This window comes from Chlorobiota bacterium (assembly GCA_016710285.1).
Classification (GTDB): domain Bacteria; phylum Bacteroidota; class Ignavibacteria; order OLB7; family OLB7; genus OLB7.
The window spans coordinates 950,199-968,742 of record JADJXR010000001.1 but is presented as its reverse complement, the minus strand read 5'-3'; the positions used below and the strand labels follow the sequence as shown (position 1 = coordinate 968,742).

At 58.8% G+C, this 18,544-nt stretch carries 18 protein-coding genes; 11 read left to right on the top strand and 7 right to left on the bottom strand.

Annotated features, from left to right (window positions below; genetic code table 11):
- The gene (locus IPM61_03450) at positions 1–567 is read right to left on the bottom strand and encodes a GNAT family N-acetyltransferase (GenBank protein MBK8910361.1); all 567 of its coding nucleotides are present in this window, start codon (positions 565–567) and stop codon (positions 1–3) included.
- Between the two features lie 272 nt (positions 568–839).
- On the opposite strand from IPM61_03450, the gene IPM61_03445 reads away from it, so the two are divergent.
- Entirely contained in the window at positions 840–1,868 is a 1,029-nt protein-coding gene (locus IPM61_03445; protein ID MBK8910360.1) for a polysaccharide deacetylase family protein, read from the top strand.
- 318 nt (positions 1,869–2,186) lie between these two features.
- Here the strand turns inward: IPM61_03445 and IPM61_03440 are convergent, their stop codons facing one another.
- Both IPM61_03440 and IPM61_03435 read right to left on the bottom strand, forming a co-directional pair.
- Entirely contained in the window at positions 2,187–3,476 is a 1,290-nt protein-coding gene (locus IPM61_03440; protein MBK8910359.1) for an RNA polymerase sigma factor, read from the bottom strand.
- A gap of 29 nt (positions 3,477–3,505) precedes the next feature.
- Complete coding sequence (locus IPM61_03435) at positions 3,506–3,946, bottom strand: YciI family protein (GenBank protein ID MBK8910358.1); 441 nt, start codon at positions 3,944–3,946, stop codon at positions 3,506–3,508.
- A gap of 631 nt (positions 3,947–4,577) precedes the next feature.
- Here IPM61_03435 and IPM61_03430 point away from each other — a divergent pair.
- Both IPM61_03430 and IPM61_03425 read left to right on the top strand, forming a co-directional pair.
- Positions 4,578–5,906: an alkaline phosphatase D family protein gene (locus tag IPM61_03430; GenBank protein MBK8910357.1), complete on the top strand. Its 1,329-nt coding sequence runs from the start codon at positions 4,578–4,580 to the stop codon at positions 5,904–5,906.
- Positions 5,907–5,934: 28 nt separating this feature from the next.
- Entirely contained in the window at positions 5,935–7,209 is a 1,275-nt protein-coding gene (locus tag IPM61_03425) for a metallophosphoesterase (GenBank protein MBK8910356.1), read from the top strand.
- A gap of 56 nt (positions 7,210–7,265) precedes the next feature.
- Here the strand turns inward: IPM61_03425 and IPM61_03420 are convergent, their stop codons facing one another.
- The gene (locus IPM61_03420; GenBank protein ID MBK8910355.1) at positions 7,266–7,844 is read right to left on the bottom strand and encodes a DNA-3-methyladenine glycosylase; all 579 of its coding nucleotides are present in this window, start codon (positions 7,842–7,844) and stop codon (positions 7,266–7,268) included.
- Between the two features lie 407 nt (positions 7,845–8,251).
- Between IPM61_03420 and IPM61_03415 the strand changes: the two genes are divergently transcribed.
- From IPM61_03415 to IPM61_03400, 4 genes are all read left to right on the top strand, one after another.
- Entirely contained in the window at positions 8,252–8,497 is a 246-nt protein-coding gene (locus IPM61_03415; protein ID MBK8910354.1) for a hypothetical protein, read from the top strand.
- 49 nt (positions 8,498–8,546) lie between these two features.
- A complete protein-coding gene (locus IPM61_03410) occupies positions 8,547–9,026 on the top strand; it encodes a hypothetical protein (protein ID MBK8910353.1) in 480 nt (159 codons plus the stop codon).
- Positions 9,027–9,310: 284 nt separating this feature from the next.
- Entirely contained in the window at positions 9,311–9,535 is a 225-nt protein-coding gene (locus tag IPM61_03405; protein ID MBK8910352.1) for a hypothetical protein, read from the top strand.
- A 134-nt stretch (positions 9,536–9,669) separates the two neighbouring features.
- The gene (locus tag IPM61_03400) at positions 9,670–12,375 is read left to right on the top strand and encodes a hypothetical protein (GenBank protein ID MBK8910351.1); all 2,706 of its coding nucleotides are present in this window, start codon (positions 9,670–9,672) and stop codon (positions 12,373–12,375) included.
- A 40-nt stretch (positions 12,376–12,415) separates the two neighbouring features.
- Here the strand turns inward: IPM61_03400 and IPM61_03395 are convergent, their stop codons facing one another.
- Complete coding sequence (locus IPM61_03395; protein ID MBK8910350.1) at positions 12,416–13,393, bottom strand: glycosyltransferase; 978 nt, start codon at positions 13,391–13,393, stop codon at positions 12,416–12,418.
- 168 nt (positions 13,394–13,561) lie between these two features.
- Between IPM61_03395 and IPM61_03390 the strand changes: the two genes are divergently transcribed.
- The 4 genes from IPM61_03390 to IPM61_03375 all read left to right on the top strand — a co-directional run bounded on the left by IPM61_03390 (position 13,562) and on the right by IPM61_03375 (position 17,537).
- The gene (locus IPM61_03390; GenBank protein MBK8910349.1) at positions 13,562–13,822 is read left to right on the top strand and encodes a ferrous iron transport protein A; all 261 of its coding nucleotides are present in this window, start codon (positions 13,562–13,564) and stop codon (positions 13,820–13,822) included.
- 117 nt (positions 13,823–13,939) lie between these two features.
- Positions 13,940–15,997, top strand: a complete 2,058-nt coding sequence (locus tag IPM61_03385; GenBank protein ID MBK8910348.1) for a ferrous iron transporter B — start codon at positions 13,940–13,942, stop codon at positions 15,995–15,997.
- 24 nt (positions 15,998–16,021) lie between these two features.
- On the top strand, positions 16,022–16,282 hold the full coding sequence (locus tag IPM61_03380) for a hypothetical protein (protein MBK8910347.1): 261 nt from the start codon (positions 16,022–16,024) through the stop codon (positions 16,280–16,282).
- A gap of 7 nt (positions 16,283–16,289) precedes the next feature.
- Positions 16,290–17,537 carry an MFS transporter gene (locus IPM61_03375; GenBank protein MBK8910346.1) on the top strand — a complete coding sequence of 416 codons (1,248 nt, stop codon included), beginning with the start codon at positions 16,290–16,292 and terminating at the stop codon, positions 17,535–17,537.
- A 138-nt stretch (positions 17,538–17,675) separates the two neighbouring features.
- On the opposite strand, the gene IPM61_03370 is transcribed toward IPM61_03375, so the two are convergent.
- Both IPM61_03370 and IPM61_03365 read right to left on the bottom strand, forming a co-directional pair.
- The gene (locus IPM61_03370; GenBank protein MBK8910345.1) at positions 17,676–18,122 is read right to left on the bottom strand and encodes an ATP-binding protein; all 447 of its coding nucleotides are present in this window, start codon (positions 18,120–18,122) and stop codon (positions 17,676–17,678) included.
- Positions 18,123–18,129: 7 nt separating this feature from the next.
- The gene (locus IPM61_03365) at positions 18,130–18,495 is read right to left on the bottom strand and encodes an STAS domain-containing protein (protein MBK8910344.1); all 366 of its coding nucleotides are present in this window, start codon (positions 18,493–18,495) and stop codon (positions 18,130–18,132) included.
- Positions 18,496–18,544 lie beyond the last annotated feature (49 nt).

Here is an 18,544-nt window from a genome sequence, read left to right as displayed (position 1 = left end):
CTATCCCTTCTCGGTGCCGCCGATAATCAGCCCCATGATATGGGAGTGATGGTAGGCTCCATCAATCTGCACGTCATTCCGCAAGGTTCCTTCGTGGATAAATCCTTTGCGATTGTACAGCCGGATTGCACGCTCGTTATCGGCCCTGACGCGCAAGTTGATCTTGGTCACCACCCCGGACTCATCTGCCCACGCAACCAGCGAATCCAGCATCGCGCCACCAATCCCCAACCCCCAGTATGCTTTCCGAACCGACATCCCAAACTCGCCACAATGCCGCACCCGCTTCCGTTTCCCACCCGAGAAATTGATGATGGCAACAACTGTTTCGCCAATCAATCCCACCAGATAGAGTTGGTTATCGGCATCGTGAAACCGGCGAAAAACCTCAGCTTCTTCGGCTTCGGTTAATTCAAATTCGCCACCACCAAACCCCAAGAAATCGGTCTCGCCACTAACGGTGTTGACGTACTCCAACACCGCCGCTGCGTCCTCGGGAACGGCTTCGCGAATCAGAAGAACTTGCCCGTTCAGTAGTGTGTGCTGCCCCATTGATTGTAGCTCCATTGCTTTTGGCCGATGGTAGATGGTTCACGTGAGATTCCCCCAAGCCAAGTATCAAAGAGGGGGGGGGAGCCGAAAGGGAAATCTTTGGGGATATTGTTCATCCCATTTGTGCTATGTTTGGCATCCCTGCTTTCTCATACTTCACGGTTTCCCCCTCAGAGAGAAAGAGGCACACCATGCGATTGACCCTTTGCTCCCGCGCCTATCTGCTCGGTTGCGTACTCCTTGCCGGATGCGGCGCGGCTTCCCCCCCTTCTTCCCCTATCAATTCTGTGGCACCGAAACCGCTATCGGCCAAGATAGCGAAGTGGCACAACAACCACCGGGCCGCCATTTCGCTGACTTACGACCACGGCTGGGACGCAACCCCCGTTGAACAGCAGGAGCACGTTCTTGCACTCTGCCAGCAGCACGGAATTCAGATGGACCTGGACGCAGGAACCTGCATCTGGAACGCAACCCGCAGGGCGTTTGTGCGCCAAGTATTGATGCCGCAAGGCCACCGCTTTTTTGGGCATGGGCATTGGCACATTGACCACGACACCCTTTCCTACGACAGCGCGCGGGCTTCCTTTTCGGAGTGCTACCGGATGATGGAGGGGATGGGATTGCATCCGGTAGCATACGCCTATCCAGGGGGATACGGGCACCAGCAGGAGACCCGCCAAGCCCTTGCCGATGCGGGATTTTTATGCGGGCGGTTGTTCACCTCATCCTCCCACGCCAACCCCTGGATTATGCCCGATACGGTTTCCGAACCCGCTGACTGGTACGCGCTCCCTTCGCTGATTATGCTCGATGAGGAACACGCCCAATCTGGAATCACCATCCACAACACCAGCGAGCTTATCCCTTTCTTGGATGAAAACCTGCGGCGTTCGTCGTGGCTGGTCACTACTTACCATGAGATCGGCGATGGCCCGGGGGGAACCTACCGGGTGAAAGATTTTGAGGCGGATATTGCCGCCATTGCATCGCACGATTTCTGGGCGGGGTCCATCAGTGCCGTCACGTTGTACGCACGGGAGCGGGCGGCGGCCACCGTCGCAATCCAACCGGTTACGGAATCCGCTGGCGCGGACCCCACCGCGCTGCGGCTTCTGCTGCGCGACAATCTGCCGAACGACCGATTCAACCACACGCTGACCCTGCTGATTGATATTCCCGAAGTGTGGGTTGGCAAGCAGGTGCGCGTTCGGCAAGGGGGCGTGGAGTATCATCGGCAAGTGGCAACCGGCGCAGAGTTGATGGTGAACCTGCTTCCGAACGAGGGAGAGTATTGGGTGGAATGCCAGCGGTGAAATTGCTTGGATTGATAAAAGGTTTTTAGCCTTCGGAGTTAGCTATCGGGAGGAACCGTGCGCAACTCCGTGCGTTGGCCTTGTGCGTTGCTCCCCCTCTTGGGAGGGGGCGGGGGGGGTGGGTTGGGGATACCCGCGAACCGAGCATCCATTTCCGAATCTCAGGATCAGCAGGCTTCGTTGGCCAACGGAACCCGCCGCGTGTTTGGTGGATTCCCCGAACCCACCCCGCCCTGTCGGGCACCCCTCCGTTGGAGGGGGAACGCTTCGGGAGCGTTTGTGGGGTAGCCGACCTTCGTCGGGATTGATAAAAGGTTTTTAGCCCTCGGTCTCTTCCCGCTTTCCACACTCTGCTGCTCGGGCAAGAAGCAGTTGTTGTTCCCGTTGGTTTTGGGTCATCGTGGCGGCACGCTCGAACTCGATGCGGGCTTCGGGAAGCCGGCCAAGTTTTGCCAACAGGTCGCCACGCACGCTTGGCAGAAGGTGATAATTCGCCAGCGATCGCTCCTGCATCAAATCATCCACAATCTCCAACCCCGCCGCCGGCCCAAACGCCATGGCGACGGCAACCGCACGGTTCAGCTCCACCACCGGCGAAGGAAGAATCTGCGCAAGGGCATCGTACAATGCGGCAATCTGCTGCCAGTCGGTTTCTTCCGGCAAGCGGGCGCGTGCGTGGCAGGCGGCAATGGCGGCCTGGATGGAGTATGGACCAAAAGCATTCCCCAGCGAAGCAGCGCGTTCCAGCCGTGCAAGGCCACGCTGCACCAAAAGGTGATCCCACCGCGCTCGGTCCTGCTCCATCAGCAAAATTGGCTGGCCGGTGGGGCCAACCCGCGCTCGCATTCTGGAGGCCTGCAACTCCATCAACGCCACCAGCCCGTGGACCTCCGATTCGCCTGGCAGCAGCTCGGCAAGGATGCGGCCAAGCCGGAGTGCCTCCTCGCAAAGGGAAGGGCGTATCCAATCTTCGCCGCTGGTGGCGGCGTAGCCTTCGTTGAAAATCAGGTACAGCACCCGAAGCACTGCCGACAATCGCGGGGCCAGCTGGCTGGTGTGGGGAAGCTCGAACGGAACGTTTGCCGCGGCAAGGGTCCGTTTGGCCCGCACAATCCGCTGGGCGATTGTTGCCTCGGGGACCAAAAAAGCGTGAGCAATCTCCTGGGTGGAAAGCCCGCCAAGCAGCCGCAGCGTCAGCGCGGTTTGTGCTTCGGTGGAAAGCACCGGGTGGCAGGCGATAAAGATCAGCCGCAGAAGGTCATCCTCGATTGGGGCATCCATCTGGCTGGCGAACGTGTCGGAAAAATCGGCCACGGCAAACTGCTGTTCATCAAGCAGTCGCTGCCCAAGCTCTTGGTGCTTTTCATCCAGAAGTTTGTTGCGGCGGATCAGGTCAATGGCGCGGTGTTTTGCGGCGGTCATCAGCCAGGCCCCCGGTTTTTCCGGGAGGCCCGACTGCGACCATCGTTCGATGGCGGTGACAAAGGCTTCCTGCACAAGGTCCTCGGCAATTCCCACATCTCCGGTCATCCGCGCCACCGTGGCGATGATGGATGCCGATTCAATCCTCCAAAGGGCCTCGATTGTGCGGTGAACGGCGGAAGCCATGGTTGCTGGTCTGGAGTTCGTGGAAAGGGTTATGGGGTGTTGCCGCTGGCGTTTTTGGCTTGTTGGGCAAGATACTCCCGTTCGTTCGGAACGGCATCAATCACTTCTTGTGGGAAATCGGAAAGATCGAAGATGCGGCGGACCTCAATCTCGAACTCCTCGGGGCCGTCGTGCCCGGGGCATCGCGATGCCCATTCGATTGCTTCCTCAAAGGATTTCACCTGCAGGATCCAGAATCCGGCAAGAAGTTCTTTGGTTTCGGCAAAGGGGCCATCCACCACCACCGGTTTCCCGCTTCCGAACTTCAGGCGCGCCCCGGCAGAGCTTGGGTGCAGCCCTTCGCCGCCAAGCATCACGCCGGCTTTGATCATTTCTCCGTTGAACGCATCCATTGCCGCAAAAATTTCTGGGCCTGGGATAACTCCTGCTTCCGATTCTTTGGTGGCTTTCATCAGCAACATGCAGCGCATTGTGGTTCTCCTACGATTAGGTTGGTTTTTGATGTTGATTTGGGGAGCAAGGGGCCGCAGATTCCCGCAAGCGATTGCTCCCCTTCCACCGATACAACGAACGGCCACCAGCAATTTCGACATTCGCCCAAACGAGCGCAGATTTTTTTTTGGAAACTTGGGTAGCCCTCCCGACAAAGTCGGGGTAGCCGAAGGTCTTTAGCCTTCGGCGGGGACACCTGCGAACCGAGCGTCGCTTCCCGAATCTCAGGATCAGCAAGCCTCGGTGACGAGCGGAATCCGCCGCCCGTTCGCTCGTTCCCCCGAACCCACCCCGCCCTGTCGGGCACCCCTCCGTTGGAGGGGGAACGCTTCGGGAGCGTTTGCGGGACGGGGATCGGGGGAAGGTAGCCGAAGGTCTTTAGCCTTCGGCGGGGACACCCGCGAACCGAGCGTCGCTTCCCGAATCTCAGGATCAGCAAGCCTCGGTGACGAGCGGAATCCGCCGCTCGTTCGCTCGTTCCCCCGAACCCACCCCGCCCTGTCGGGCACCCCTCCGTTGGAGGGGGAGTGCTTCGGGGATGCGCGAACCTCCTGCTTCTCTCGTACCTTTGCCGAACCTTCCACAATCCAAGGATAAACAATGGGAACCATGAACCACCTTGCGCGCTTTCTTCTGGCGTTTGTTGTGGTTGCGCCGTTGCTGCGTGCGCAACCAAGCCTTCTGCAATCCGGGCCGATGGTCGGCTATTCGGAGATGACCGAGGTGATGCTCTGGGCGCAAACCACCGCCCAAGCCACCCTCCAATTCCGGTACTGGCTGGCCAAGAATCCCGCCCAAACCTTCCTCACGAAGGAGGTCCGCACCGTGAGCGAGGAAGCGTTCACCGCCCACATTGCGGCCCAGGGGCTAACGCCTGGGGAGCGGTATCAGTATGAGGTGCTGGTCAATGGGGCGAAGGTGGATCGCCCGTATCCATTGGAGTTCCAAACCCAAACGCTGTGGCAGTGGCGCCAGGACCCGCCGCCGTTCACCGTGGCGTTGGGAAGCTGCGCCTACGTGAACGAGCCGGAGTTCGACCGCCCAGGGGAGCCGTACGGCGGCGGATACCAGATCTACACCAGCATCCACCGGCTGCGCCCCGATGTGATGCTCTGGCTGGGGGACAACACCTACCTGCGCGAGGCCGATTGGGGAAGCCGCAGCGGGATTCTGCACCGCTACACCCACACCCGCTCGCTGCCGGAGTTGCAACCGCTGATTGCCAGCGCCCACAATTATGCAATCTGGGACGACCACGATTACGGCCCGAACGACAGCGACCGCGGGTTCCGCCAGAAGGAGAGCACGCTGGATGCTTTCAAACTCTTTTGGGGGAACCCCAGCTACGGAACCCGCGACGTTGACGGCATTTGCACCAGCTTCCAATGGAGCGATGTTGATTTCTTCCTGCTGGATAACCGCTGGAATCGCACGCCCAACACGCGGGAAACCGGGGACCGGCAAATTTTGGGGGACCAGCAGATTGAGTGGTTGGTGGACCAGCTGGCCACAAGCAAAGCACCCTTCAAGATTGTGGCGATTGGCGGGCAGGTGCTGAACCCAGTGGCAAAATGGGAGAACTACGCCACCTTCCCGGAGGAGCGGCAGAAGCTGATTGATGCCATCACCCGCGAGAAAGTCAAAGGGGTGATATTCCTGAGCGGCGACCGCCACAACAGCGAGCTAACCAAAATGGACCGCCCGGGGCTTTGGCCGCTGTACGACCTCACCGTCTCCCCGCTGACCTCACGCGCGCACAACCATCCCGAAGAGGAGAACACCATGCGGGTGGAAGGAACCTACGTTGGCCAGCGCAATTTTGCCACCCTCAGTTTCAGCGGCCCGCGCACCGACCGGGCAATGAAGATCGCCATGTTCGACAGCGATGGTAAGGAGCTGTGGACCCGAACAATCACGGCAAAGGAAATCAGTCAATAGGGGGGCAAAGGATGCAATCACAACGGGAATGAAAAACTACTTTCTTCAAATCGGTAGCGCGGTGTTGGTGGCGGGGTCGTGGGGGCTTTCGGTGTTTCTGCTTTGGGCGTTCCATCGGCAATGGTGGGGTGTGCGTTGGGTGCGCCGGCTATCGTGGCAGCTTCCGCTGGCTGGGCTGATGTTTGTGGGGCTGTGGTATTTGGGATACTCGTTGGATTTGTTCGCGGTGTCGGTGGCGGCTGCGGTTGGGACCATCATGTTTATCACCACTGGCTTGGCGTTGCTTATCGCCCTTCCATTCAGCGGAACGGTGCTTTCGCTTGAGCGGTTGGCCAAGTGGATTGCGGCAAAATGGTCCCGGCCAAAAGCTCCCGCAGCAACTCTGCCAACATCTGTTCCGGCTGCGGCTTCCCCTGCTGCGGTGGCTTCTGCCGAAACGCTTCCGTCGCCAATGCGGCGGTCCTTGCTGGCCAAAGGGGCGGTGGTTATTCCCGGGACGTTGCTGGCGGCCAACGCTTGGGGGCTTGCCGATGCTTGGAGCGCGGTCCATATCCCCACGGTTCCGCTTCGGTATCCAAATCTTCCGGCGGAGCTTCGCGGGCTTCGCATCCTTCACCTTAGCGATATCCATTTGGGGTATTTCATTTTTATGAAAGACCTTGAAGAATGCATGATTGCTGCCGAACGGTTCCGGCCCGACCTTGTGCTGGTTAGCGGCGACGTTGCCGACGAGCTTCACGAACTCCCCGCCGCGCTTCGGATGATTGCCGACTTGAAACCACGCTACGGCACGTTTGCCTCGCTGGGGAACCACGAATACTACCGGGGGATTGGAACGGTCCAGAAATCGTTCGACCGCAGCCCGATTCCGCTGCTGCGCGAGGAAGGAACGGCGGTGAGAGTGGGGGAAGGAAGCCAGCTGTTCATTGGCGGAGCCGACGACCCCGCGCGAAACGGAAAGGAGCGGGACCGCCCGCAGTTTTTGCAACGCACGGTGGATGCCACGCTGCAAGGCGCGCCCTCCGATGCCTTCCATATCCTGATGAGCCACCGCCCAGAAGGGTGGGATAGGGCCGCGCAGGAGGGGATTGAGCTAACGGTGGCGGGGCATTATCACGGAGGGGTTCAGATCGGTTTTGGTGGGCGTGGCATTATCGAGCCACTTGTCCCGAACAACTACATCTGGGGGCATTACCAGCGGGGGAACTCGCATCTGTACACCTCGGCCGGGGTTGGCCATTGGCTTCCGTTCCGGCTTGGCTGCCCCCGCGAGGCACCGCTGTACGTTCTTGAGCAAGCGTAAGCCAGCGGGGTTAGAAATCGCGCTGCGGCTGGTGTATGTGCTCGCCTGTTTTTCACTCACTTCCTGACCCATCTCCATTCAAGTTCTGTTGCTTTGTTGATGCCGATCCGTGGGGTTGCGGAAACCTCATGGTCGGCAAGGGGGCGGTCGCGCTCAATCCAGATGTGGGGGTTGTTCAGAAGGTCAATCCCGTTGTGTTCCGGGCCAATCCCCAGCGCGATGGTGAGTTTGCCCGGGCCGTTGGCAAGATTGGCATTGGCAACGGATGCGCTGGTTCCGGCGCGTTGATTCCGCCGCTGGCGCATCACTTCGATTCCTTCAACCGGCTCCACGCCGCGCACCAGCACCCCTTGCCCCACCTCCGCTTCCCCCGTCACCACATTGAAGCAGTGATGCACCCCGTAGATGAAATAGACATAGGCATGGCCGCCATCCAAAAACATTGCTTGGTTGCGGGGTGTCTTCCCCCGGTAGCAATGGCTTGCCGCATCCACCTGGCCCACGTACGCCTCCGTTTCGATAATCCTGCCGCTGGTTCGTACTCCATCAATCACCGTGACAAGCCGGTGGCCCAGCAGCTGGCGGGCAACAACGCGGGCATCGCGTTGGAAGAAGGCGCGGGGAAGTTTCAGCATTGGTCTGTGAGCAAGTAATGGGTTCGGCGTTGTTTGTGAAGGGAGCCGGGGGCTTCGCCTGGATACCAGCGCGCCCCCCTGCTTCGCCGCAAGCGACGAAGCGTTCCCCCCAATGCTGGGGGGAAAGGGGTTTGGCTATTGATCTTTTTCTCTCTGGACCTCACGCCACCTCTGCCGGCCCCTCCCCCAGAATTGGGGGAGGCGGGGAGGGGGCTGCTGCGTTGGCGGGTTGGTAGGTCTCACCGTTCCTCGTATCACCCCCACCCAATCTCATCCAAAAAAATCATCCTATCGGTTCACCCTGTTGGGCGAGGCGGCTCACCCTTGTTGGGGGCTACGTTTGTATTCGTCCGGCAGGCAGAAGCGGCTGGCCAATCAACACCGAACAGAGCATCAACCCGATAACGATGAACAACGAGCTTCACGCTGGCAAAACATACACCATCCGCGTTCGCGAGAAACTGGACCGGCAATGGGAGGAGTGGTTCAATGGAATGACCCTATCCACCGACTCCGAAGGGACGCTTCTTACGGGATTTCTGCCAGACCAATCGGCGCTGCACGGCGTGATTGCCACCATCCACCGCTTGGGGTTGCGGCTGGTTGCGGTGATCCCACAAGATGAGAAGGACCAAGCTGCCGAACAGAACTGACACGACATTGAGCACACACAACCAATAACCACACAGGAGAAGACCACAAATGAAACGCCACCACACTTTTCTTGCAGCCGCAGCGGTGCTGCTTGCTGCGGCCACCACGCTCACGGGTTGCTTGGATGAGGAAAACCCCAACGACCCAACCGCCACGCGGATGCTGTCGGCAGCAATTAATGGAACGGACTGGAACGCGACCACCACATCGGCCACCAGAATTGTTCCGCCGGCAGCGATGACCGTTGTGGGGTCCGGCGGCGGAACCCAATTGACGCTCAACATTGGCGCAGCCGCCACCGGAACCTATTCGCTGGGGGGATCCGAGCACGTGGCGATTTGCCGGTACAACGGCGCGGAGTTTGCCACCAACCGCCCGAACTCCACCGGAACCCTGACGATCACCGCCTACGATGAAACCAAAAAACTGCTGAGCGGGACCTTCAGCTTCACTGCCTACAACGCAGCGGGGGAGCATATCACCCTAACCAATGGGCACTTCGCCAACGTGAAATGGGCCGAGCAGTAAAAGGATGATCTGCCCCAATCGCACCCACGATCACAACGAAAGGAAAAAATACGAGAGAGAGCAAACGAGAGAGAGGGAGAGAGAGAGTAAAAAGAGAGAGAACGGCCTGGGGGATTGAGAGAGAGAGAAATAGAGAGAGAAAAAAAAGAGAAAGAGAGAGCCACCCCCAGGCCGTGTATGGAAGAGAGTTCACCACGCAACACCCCAACCCGATGCAAGGGGGTATCACCACACCCCGTTGCCGATTCCGATTCCATTAACACATCAACAAAGCGAGGGAGCAAATGCACGAGAGAGCAATGGCCCAGTATCCAATGACGGCGGCGCAGCCCAGCACCCAGCGGAGTTCCGTTTTTGGGGGGGCTTCCGCTGCCGCAACCGCAGCGGGGGGAGATGTGGGGTTGGCAATGGCCGAGCAATCGCCCATTGTCCGCCAGACGATTATTGTGGTGAAACGGCCCGTTCGGGTGGCCACCCGAACGGAGCCGTTGGCGGCCACATCGCCATAAGGAACCACGGGGAAGCGCGGTAATTAGGGTGCCAACAGTATATTCACCCACAGGGGAACAGAGCGGAGCAACCATGATGGATGGAGCCGCATTGCCCCGGCGTTTTTCTACATCAACAACTTTGGATTTCGCCTTTGCAGTCGCTTCTAAAAACCAAGCTGTTTATCGTCCGCCCGCAGCCACGGATTATCCGGCGCGAGCAGGCAGGAAAGCTGATTGACCGATTACCCAGCCACCGCCTGACGATGATTTCCGCGCCGCCAGGGTTTGGCAAAACAACGCTGCTTGGCGCGTGGATCCAGCGCACCGCATTCCCAACGGCATGGGTCTCGCTCGACAGTGCCGATAACGATCTCCATCGCTTCTTTTCCTACCTGACCGAAGCATTGGCCACGGTCCACCCGCACGTGGGGGAAACCGCACGGGAAGCGTTGCAGCACAGCCGAACCCCGCACCCTGAGGCAATCCTCACCTCGCTGCTGAACGACATCTCCACCATTTCCGACCCCTTCCTTCTGGCATTCGATGACTACCATGTGATTGAGCAACCGGCAATCCACGAGGCGTTGCTGTTTCTGCTGGAGCACTCCCCAAAAACGCTGCATATCGCCATCACCACGCGGGTGGATCCGCCGATACCGTTGGCGCGGTTTCGGGTTCGTGGCGAGTTGTTGGAGATTCGTGCGGCGGACCTGCGGTTCAGCACCGATGAGGTAGGACAATTTTTTAATGGGATGATGGAGTTGGGGTTGTCGGAAGCGAACCTTGCGTTGCTTCAGCAAAAAACGGAGGGCTGGGTTGCCGGGATGCAAATGGCCGCGCTAAGCCTGCATGGCCGCCACAATGCCGACACGTTTATCGCCGAATTCAGCGGCGCGGACCGGTATATCCTGGATTACTTGCTGGAGGAAGTGATCCGCCAACTGCCGCCACGGACCCAGCGAATGATGGTGCAGCTGGCGTTGCTAGAGCGTTTCTGCGCCCCGCTGTGCGAAGCCGTAACCGGCACCGACAACGGGGCAGAATTGTTGGAAGAACTTGAACGGGCAAACCTGTTCTTAATCTCCCTAGATAACCGCCGCCAGTGGTATCGCTACCACCATTTGTTTGCGGACTTGTTGCAGCACCGTATCAAAGGCCAGCCGGAGGAGGTTGCGAATATCCACGCGCGGGCAGCGGAGTGGTTTGCCCAGCAAGATTTTTTGCGCGAAGCCATTGGGCACGCAGTGCAATGCGGGGATGCCAGCGTGATTGCCGCCGTGGCCGAGCACTTCTGGACCCGGCTCCCTTCGGAGACCACGGGGTTGTTGGAGCAGGTGCTTCAGGCGCTTCCTTCCTCCACTATCCGGTCGCGCCCAAAACTCCTGATGATGCAAGGGTGGGGCGATGCCTTTGGATACCAGATTGAACACGCTGCCAAGATGATGGATGCCCTTGGGGAATTGATTGGCACGATGGAGGGGGAAATCGGCACGGAGGAGATGAACGAGCTGCAGGGCCAGATGCACAGCCTGCTGGCGGTGATCGCGCGCGAGTCGAACAACACCGCCCAGACGATTTACCACGCCGAGCAGGCAATCCGATTGGTGCCGGAGCGCAAGCCCGGGATGCCCGGCTACATGTGGCTGACAACGCACGGCTTATTCTACGTGCTGCAGGGGGACGCGCACCACGCCGAAGGGAACGTCCGCAAGGCAATGGAGTGCTTCCAGCGTAGCGTGGCCTATGCAAGCCGGAACAAGGATTACCACGCCATGTATATTGCCCTGTGCGACCGCGCCCGCGAGCAACTTCGGCTGGGGGAGCTGACCGCGGCGGCAGCTTCCATTGAGGAGGCCGAGCAGACGATCAACATCGTGCCAGCTATGCTTTCGCGCGCGACCCTTCAGCATGATATCCATGCAGAGGTCTGTTTCGAGCGTGGGGAGTTCGAGAAGGCAAGGCAAGCAACCGAAGAATCGCGAATCTTGAACGACAACCGCCGCCCGTTGATTATGATCCAGGGGAACAAGCGGATGTTTTATATCAGCGTGATGATGGGGGATTGGGAAACTGCCGAGCGGCTGATTGCAGACAATGAATCCATCACACTCCCCACCTACTCGGCGCGGTTCGTTTCCATTGTGGAGTTAATGCGGGCCGAGCGCGACCTGCACCGCCGGGACCACGCTGCGGTTCGGGCTTGGATAGAACGATTCTTTGGCGAAGGGAGCCAGCAGCTTCCGCAGCGCAACTACTTTATGCGATCGCTGGAGGAGCTGTTCCATATCCGCGCCCTGACTCTGATTGGCGAAACCACCCGTGCCGAGGAACTTCTGGAGCCATTGTTGGCCGAGTTCGAGGAGCGTGGATTGCTCCCCTATGTGCTGCGGTTGCTCACAGTTCGGGCAATCATCCACCAAGCTAATGGGGAGGAGGAGCGCGCCTTCGCGCAGCTTGGCGAAGCATTGCGGCGTGGCGAGGCCGAAGGGTTTATCGCGCCCTTTGCCGAGCTGCGCAACGATATCGGGAAACTGCTTACCCAGCACCGGCGGGCACCGCGGCGGCGCGGCGACGTGCGCGAGTCGTACTTGAATGCGGTGTGCGCTGCGTGTGGCGTTGCTTCCCCCCTTGCCGCCACCCCCGAGGAACGTGGCGATGGCGAGATCATCCCATTAACCAATCGTGAGTTGGAGATTCTTCAGCTGATGGCGCAGGGGTTTTCCAATCGTGAGATTGGGGAGCGGCTGTACGTTTCGGTCAACACCATCAAAACTCATATCGCCAACCTGTTAGATAAGCTGGAGGCCAGCAATCGGGTTGAGGCGATTGCCAGGGCGCAGCAGGCGGGGGTGTTGTGAACCTGCGTTGTCGGGTCGGGGTAGTGTTGCGGCGTGGGGCTTATTGCCCCTTCTTTACAACATACTTCACCCTGCGCAGGTTCATGGTCACCAGCAGCCATCGCCAGTGTTGCAGCAGCCGGCGAACGGGGATCACCTTGCGGTTGGCAAGCACGGGGCCAATCCCTTTCAGCCCATCCGCCATTCCCCGGAACACTTCGGCGGTGTTCTTGATCCCTCCTTTCAGCAGCGACATCACCATCCAGCGGGCGATATGGAGTTCGTACACCAGCAATGCCACCGGAAGGGGGAAGTGGCGAAAGGAGTTCCACATGTCATTGCGGGCAACCAGACGATAGACTTGCTGCTGGGTGAAGACACGGGGCGCACGCCGATGGATCACGCTGTAGTCCGGATGCAGGACTGTGGCAATGGTATGGTACATCAACAGCAACGCCAGCCCATGTTCTTCCCCTCCCCAAAACAATCGCTCATCATAACCAGTGGTTTGCTGGATTGCTTCGCGCCGGAAGCACATCCCCGGCCCCACCACCAACGCTGCCTCGAATCCACCATTCTCCAATCGGTGGCGGGCAACCTGCGCGGGGTCGCCAAACTCCAGCAGTCCGGAAAAAGCGTTGTAGCAGTAAAAGCAGAGCGCGCCAAACTGCGGGTTGGCCGTTAGGAACTCCACCACTCCACGAAGCGTTCCCGGGTGCTCCGGCGCGCTGTCGTCATCGAACATGAAAATAAAAGGGGCGGTGCTTGTCAGCATCAGGCGATTGCGCGCAACGGGTCCCTGGTTGGTGGGAAGCTCAATCACTTGCACCCTATCTCCATACTGTTCGCGAATAATCTGGGGCGTGCCGTCGCTGCTGGCGTTGTCTATCACGGTGATTTGCAACTGGTCATCGGGATAGTCGCTTTCCAGCAGGATGCCAATGGTCTGCAGCGTTTCGGCAGCGCGGTTAAAGCTCAGGATACCAACGGCGATCTCCGGCAGTTGGTTGTTGGGAATCGTTGCGGGCAAATTGTGCATGGTTGAACGAAGGAACGAAATTGCCCGCCAAGATACGCCCTTGCCGGAATCCATTACAGGGAGTTTCCTTGTTGTGCAATTCCTTGCCGAAGTGATTCTGGTGGCGTAAGTTGATTCAGTCCGAATAAACAAGACAACTGCTGCCATGCCTTCCTACTTGCCGAACATATGTCCTTTTCCCAATCGGTACCGCTGGTGAACCTTCGCAAAGGGGATCGTGGGGTGATCCTTGCGCTGCCGGAACATTCCGAGCTGCGGTCGCAATGCATCCGTCTTGGAATCTGCCTGGGCGCGCACCTGCAATGCAGCCAACGGCTTCCCGGGGGGACCATTGTTATCGAGATTGGCCGGCAAGAAATCGCAATCGGGAAGGCATTGGCAGAAGGGATTGAAGTAAGCATGGAGGAGGGGGAAGCTGCCAATCGCTGATGCCCCTTCCCACCAGCGCGCCAACGCTTCCCTGGCAGGGAAGACCCCATGCCGCCCACGGTTCCGCACCGATCTGCTGAGAATTTTCTAACCGACTTCCGACAACTGATTCTTGAGATGAACGACCTTACGCCTGATGAACTCACCGAAGTCCTGCCCCACCGCGAACATCGCCACCACGACACCGGCGCAGCCACGTTTCTGGAAAAAGAAAAGACGAGATTAGTGCTTGTTGGGAATCCGAACGTTGGCAAGTCCATGTTCTTCAATCACCTGACAGGGCTGTACGTTGATGTCTCCAACTTCCCAGGCACCACGGTTGAGGTTTCGCATGGCGACCACCCCAAGTTTGCCGTGTACGACACCCCAGGCATTTACGGCGTTAGCTCATTCAACGACGAAGAACGCGTTGCGCGCGACATCATCCTTGAAGGCGATCTGATCCTGAATGTGGTGGATGCCGTCCACCTGGAACGGGACCTGTTCCTGACGCTGCAGCTGATTGACATGGGGAAGAAAATCGTCGTCTGCCTGAACATGATGGACGAAGCGGCTGCGCGTGGCGTAGCTATCAACGTCAAGGAGCTTTCGGACCGGTTGGGCGTTCCGGTGCTTCCCACCACGGCAATCCGCAAGGCCGGGTTTGAACGGCTGGAGGAGCATATCGCCCAGGCTTGCGTTGGCAGTTCGGACCCCTGGCTTCACCGCCGGCTGCATGAGTTGCTGAACCGCGTTGGTTCGCAAGCCGAAGCGTTGATGGTGCTGGAAGGGGATGCCATCATTGCCGAACGGCATGGCGTTCCCCCAGGCGATGAGCGGGAGCTTCTGTACGTGGAACGCCGCAACCGCGTGAACCGCCTGCTGGACAAAGTGGTGATGGTGGCCGAGCAGAAACGGTCAATCTCCGCAACGCTTGGGCGGTACGCCACCTCGCCGTGGTTGGGGTTCCCGTTCCTTGCGGTTATCCTGTATGCCTTGTACTTGTTTGTTGGAACCTTCATCGCCGGCGATGTGGTGGATTTTACCGAAGGAACCGTCGGCAACCGAATGTTTGAACCCTGGGTGAAAGATCACGTTGCGGCATGGACCGCAACCGAAATCGTTGTGGAGAAAGTTGGCGAAGATGCCGCCGGCGAGGAGACAACCCTTGCCACACGCACCTTCAGTTTTCCCGAAGGGACCGACGCAAACCCCGCGCTGCTGAAGCAGATGAGCGACTTCCGCGAAGGGGGAACCAACAACCTTCGCTACAATTTCAGCAGCCCGTGGGCGGTGATTTTCTTTGGTGAGTTCGGGGCGTTCTCCATGACGGTGACGTACCTGCTATTCCTGCTGCTGCCGTTGGTGCTGGGGTTCTACTTGTCGTTGTCGCTGCTGGAGGATTCCGGGTATTTGCCTCGGCTGGCAACATTTGTGGACAGGGCGTTGGCAATGATTGGCCTAAACGGGCGGGCGATTATTCCGCTGATTCTGGGGTTCGGCTGCGTGACAATGGCCACCATCACCACGCGGCTTCTTGGGACCGACCGCGAGAAGCGAATCGCAACCACGATTCTTCAATTTGCCATTCCCTGCTCGGCCCAGCTTGCGGTGATTGCCGCGCTGCTTGCCACCGCCGGAACCGCTGCCACGTTGGTGTATGTTGCCGTGATCCTGACGGTGTTTATTGCCATTGGAACGGTGCTGGATAAAACCCTTCCGGGGACTTCCTCCCCGTTGTTGCTGGACCTTCCGCCAATGCGGCTTCCGCGCCCGCGCAACGTGCTGCAAAAAACGTGGGTGAAGACGTTGGCGTTTATGAAAGAAGCAACGCCGTGGTTTTTTATCGGCGCGTTGGCGGTTTCGGTGTTGCAGGTCACGGGGTTGTTGCAGCGTTGGGTGGACCTTCTTGCCCCAATCACCACCGGCTGGCTGAAGCTCCCTGCCGAAGCCTCGCAAGCGTTTGTGATGGGCTTGGTTCGCCGCGATTTTGGCGCGGCTGGGCTGTACGACATGGCCCTAACGCCGATGCAAGTAGTGGTGGCCTTAACCACCATCACCCTGTTCGTTCCCTGCATCGCCTCGCTGATGGTGATGCTGAAAGAACGCGGCACCCGCGAAGGCCTTATCATCTGGGCCGGAAGCTGGGTTGTGGCGTTTGGCGTTGGTGGATTGGTGGCGTTGGTGGTGATCTAACAACAGCAACGAAGGAACGCAACGATGTTCGGCAAAAAAAAAGAACCGATCACCCCGCTCCCGGGGCCAATCTCCATTCCGGTGCTGAATGGAAATGCCGCGCTGACGTTGGAGCAGAAATTGGAGCTTGAGGCCCGCCACTGCCCCACCTGTGGCTACTCAATTATCAACCCGATGAACGACCGTTGCCCGCGTTGTTTTGGCGTGGTTCCGTTAAGCGAGCACACCAACTGCGGCGAGTGCTCGCACCAGGGGAACTGCACCTACGCCGGGCGGACGCGCTAAATCCATCATGCCAACCGATCCTTCCTCCTTTCTGTTCCGGCGCTTTCCCGCGCTCACACATCGCGATTTCCGGTTGCTCTGGTTGGGGCAGATGGTTTCCATTGCCGGGTCGCAGATGCAGAACGTGGCAATCTTCTACCAGATTGACGCGCTTACCCGCTCCAAAACCATGCTGGCGTTGGTGGGATTGGTGCGGTTCGTTCCCATTGTGGTTTTTGCGCTGATTGGCGGTGTTGTTGCCGATGCACGGAATCGCCGGGGCATCATGTTCATCACCCAAAGCCTGATGATGGCCGCAGCGATTGGGCTTGGCGTGGTGACGCTGGTTGGCAACGGAAGCCTTGACCCGTGGACTCACTCCTGGATCATTCTTGGGCTGACCGGCATCACCGCAGCGGCGGCGGCGTTCGACAATCCTGCGCGCCAAGCATTGATCCCCAACCTTGTCCCCCCCGAGCATCTTCCGAACGCGGTCAGCCTGAACACCACCATGTTCCAAGCCGGAATGATTATCGGCCCGGCGCTGGCTGGGGTGCTGATTGGGCAGCTGGGGGTGGAAGGGGTCTATTGGGCGAACGCCGCCACCTTCCTTGCAGTGATTGCCGCGCTGCTGCTGATGCGCGTTGTGGAGCAGCACACCGCCCAGCGCCCCCAGATAAGCATTGCGGCAATGACCGAAGGGCTGAAGTTCGTCCGCCGCGCCCGGATGATTTACTCCACCATGCTTCTTGATTTCTTCGCCACGTTTTTCTCATCGGCCACGGCGTTGCTGCCGGTGTTCGCGCGCGAGGTGTTGCACGTTGGACCCGAGGAGTTAGGGATTCTGTACGCTGCCGAAGCGGTGGGTTCGCTGCTTGCGGGGGTTGCAATCTCGTCGCTGGGTGAGATACGGAGGAAGGGGTGGGTTCTGCTTTGGTCGGTGGCGGCGTATGGTGCTGCAACGGCCATTTATGGGTTCTCGCAAGATTTCTGGCTGTCGTTGCTGATGCTTGGGTTGGTGGGGGTGGGGGATTCCATCAGCACGGTGCTGCGTGTTTCCATCCGCCAGCTGTTCACCCCCGATCACATCCGTGGCAGGATGACTTCGGTGAACATGATCTTTTTCATGGGCGGTCCACAGCTTGGGAACATGGAGGCTGGATTGCTTGCCGCAGCGGTTGGCGCGCCAATGTCGGTGGTGATTGGTGGCATTGCTACCGTCGCGCTGGTTGCCTTCACCGCGTGGCGGTTTCCTGAGTTGAGGGAGTATGATTAACGAGGGAGAAAGATAGAGCCTGAGATTGGAGACGGGTGAAATTGGAGGCGGGAGAGAGGATGCCCGAGCGGAAGAAGGGGAGGGAGAAGGCGGGGTGAATACTGCGGGGCAATAGCTGCTTGGCCGATGCCGCCACGGCTATTCTTCCTGCAAATGCTTAATCATCCGGAGTAGGTTGCTGTGGTTGGTGGCGGTGGTGTAATCAACATCGTCCATCACCAGATGGATGATATGGACCCCCAAACCGCCACGCCGCATCTGCTCGAAATACCGCTGCATATCCAACTGCGGCAGCCCTTTGGGGTTGAAGGTTTTTCCGCGATCGGTAAGGGAGATCACGAACGAATCATCCGCCGTGCTAATCTCGAACTCGAACGACTGCGAGGGGTCGCCGCCGTAGGAGTGTTTGATGATGTTGGTGCAGGCTTCGTCAACGGCCAGTGCAAGTTGGAAAGCGGTCTGCTCATCGAATCCGAACCGTAGGGCTTCGGCTTCCACAACCTGGCGGATATGGTGCAGCTCTTCGGTGCGTGTGGGAACGTCTTGCCGGAAGCAGATGGTGGTATGGTCGGGCTTGTTCTGCATTCTGCTGTTAGCCAATCGCTTCATTACGCTCGATAAACTGCTGCCGTGCTTGGTGCTCGTCGTCATAAATCTCATACAGCATCGGGAACCCAAGCAAGTCGAAGACGTTATAGACCTTTGGCGACATCCCTGCCAACTTGATATCCCCTTGGTTGCCGCGAACGTCTTCAATAAACGCCATGAAGACCCCCAGCCCGGCACTTGAGATATAGGTGAGGTCCCGGAAATTGACAATGATGTTGTAGTTCTTGTCGCTTACCAACCGCTGCAAGGTTTGTTCAAGCTGCGGTGCGGTGTGCGCATCCAGATATCCGTTCAGGTCCACAACCTGGACCGGAGGGTTATCGCGTGTGGCTATCGTAAACTGGTTCATTGTGTTGCTGTTGGGAGGAAAAATGTTCATTCTGAAGAACTGCCGCATC

Bases quoted from the DNA above. Each gene is read 5' to 3' on its own strand.
- IPM61_03450 (MBK8910361.1), bottom strand. From the start codon at position 567: ATGGAGCTACAATCAATGGGGCAGCACACACTACTGAACGGGCAAGTT.
- IPM61_03440 (MBK8910359.1), bottom strand. From the start codon at position 3,476: ATGGCTTCCGCCGTTCACCGCACAATCGAGGCCCTTTGGAGGATTGAA.
- IPM61_03435 (MBK8910358.1), bottom strand. From the start codon at position 3,946: ATGCGCTGCATGTTGCTGATGAAAGCCACCAAAGAATCGGAAGCAGGA.
- IPM61_03430 (MBK8910357.1), top strand. From the start codon at position 4,578: ATGAACCACCTTGCGCGCTTTCTTCTGGCGTTTGTTGTGGTTGCGCCG.
- IPM61_03425 (MBK8910356.1), top strand. From the start codon at position 5,935: ATGAAAAACTACTTTCTTCAAATCGGTAGCGCGGTGTTGGTGGCGGGG.
- IPM61_03420 (MBK8910355.1), bottom strand. From the start codon at position 7,844: ATGCTGAAACTTCCCCGCGCCTTCTTCCAACGCGATGCCCGCGTTGTT.
- IPM61_03415 (MBK8910354.1), top strand. From the start codon at position 8,252: ATGAACAACGAGCTTCACGCTGGCAAAACATACACCATCCGCGTTCGC.
- IPM61_03410 (MBK8910353.1), top strand. From the start codon at position 8,547: ATGAAACGCCACCACACTTTTCTTGCAGCCGCAGCGGTGCTGCTTGCT.
- IPM61_03405 (MBK8910352.1), top strand. From the start codon at position 9,311: ATGCACGAGAGAGCAATGGCCCAGTATCCAATGACGGCGGCGCAGCCC.
- IPM61_03395 (MBK8910350.1), bottom strand. From the start codon at position 13,393: ATGCACAATTTGCCCGCAACGATTCCCAACAACCAACTGCCGGAGATC.
- IPM61_03390 (MBK8910349.1), top strand. From the start codon at position 13,562: ATGTCCTTTTCCCAATCGGTACCGCTGGTGAACCTTCGCAAAGGGGAT.
- IPM61_03385 (MBK8910348.1), top strand. From the start codon at position 13,940: ATGAACGACCTTACGCCTGATGAACTCACCGAAGTCCTGCCCCACCGC.
- IPM61_03380 (MBK8910347.1), top strand. From the start codon at position 16,022: ATGTTCGGCAAAAAAAAAGAACCGATCACCCCGCTCCCGGGGCCAATC.
- IPM61_03375 (MBK8910346.1), top strand. From the start codon at position 16,290: ATGCCAACCGATCCTTCCTCCTTTCTGTTCCGGCGCTTTCCCGCGCTC.
- IPM61_03370 (MBK8910345.1), bottom strand. From the start codon at position 18,122: ATGCAGAACAAGCCCGACCATACCACCATCTGCTTCCGGCAAGACGTT.
- IPM61_03365 (MBK8910344.1), bottom strand. From the start codon at position 18,495: ATGAACCAGTTTACGATAGCCACACGCGATAACCCTCCGGTCCAGGTT.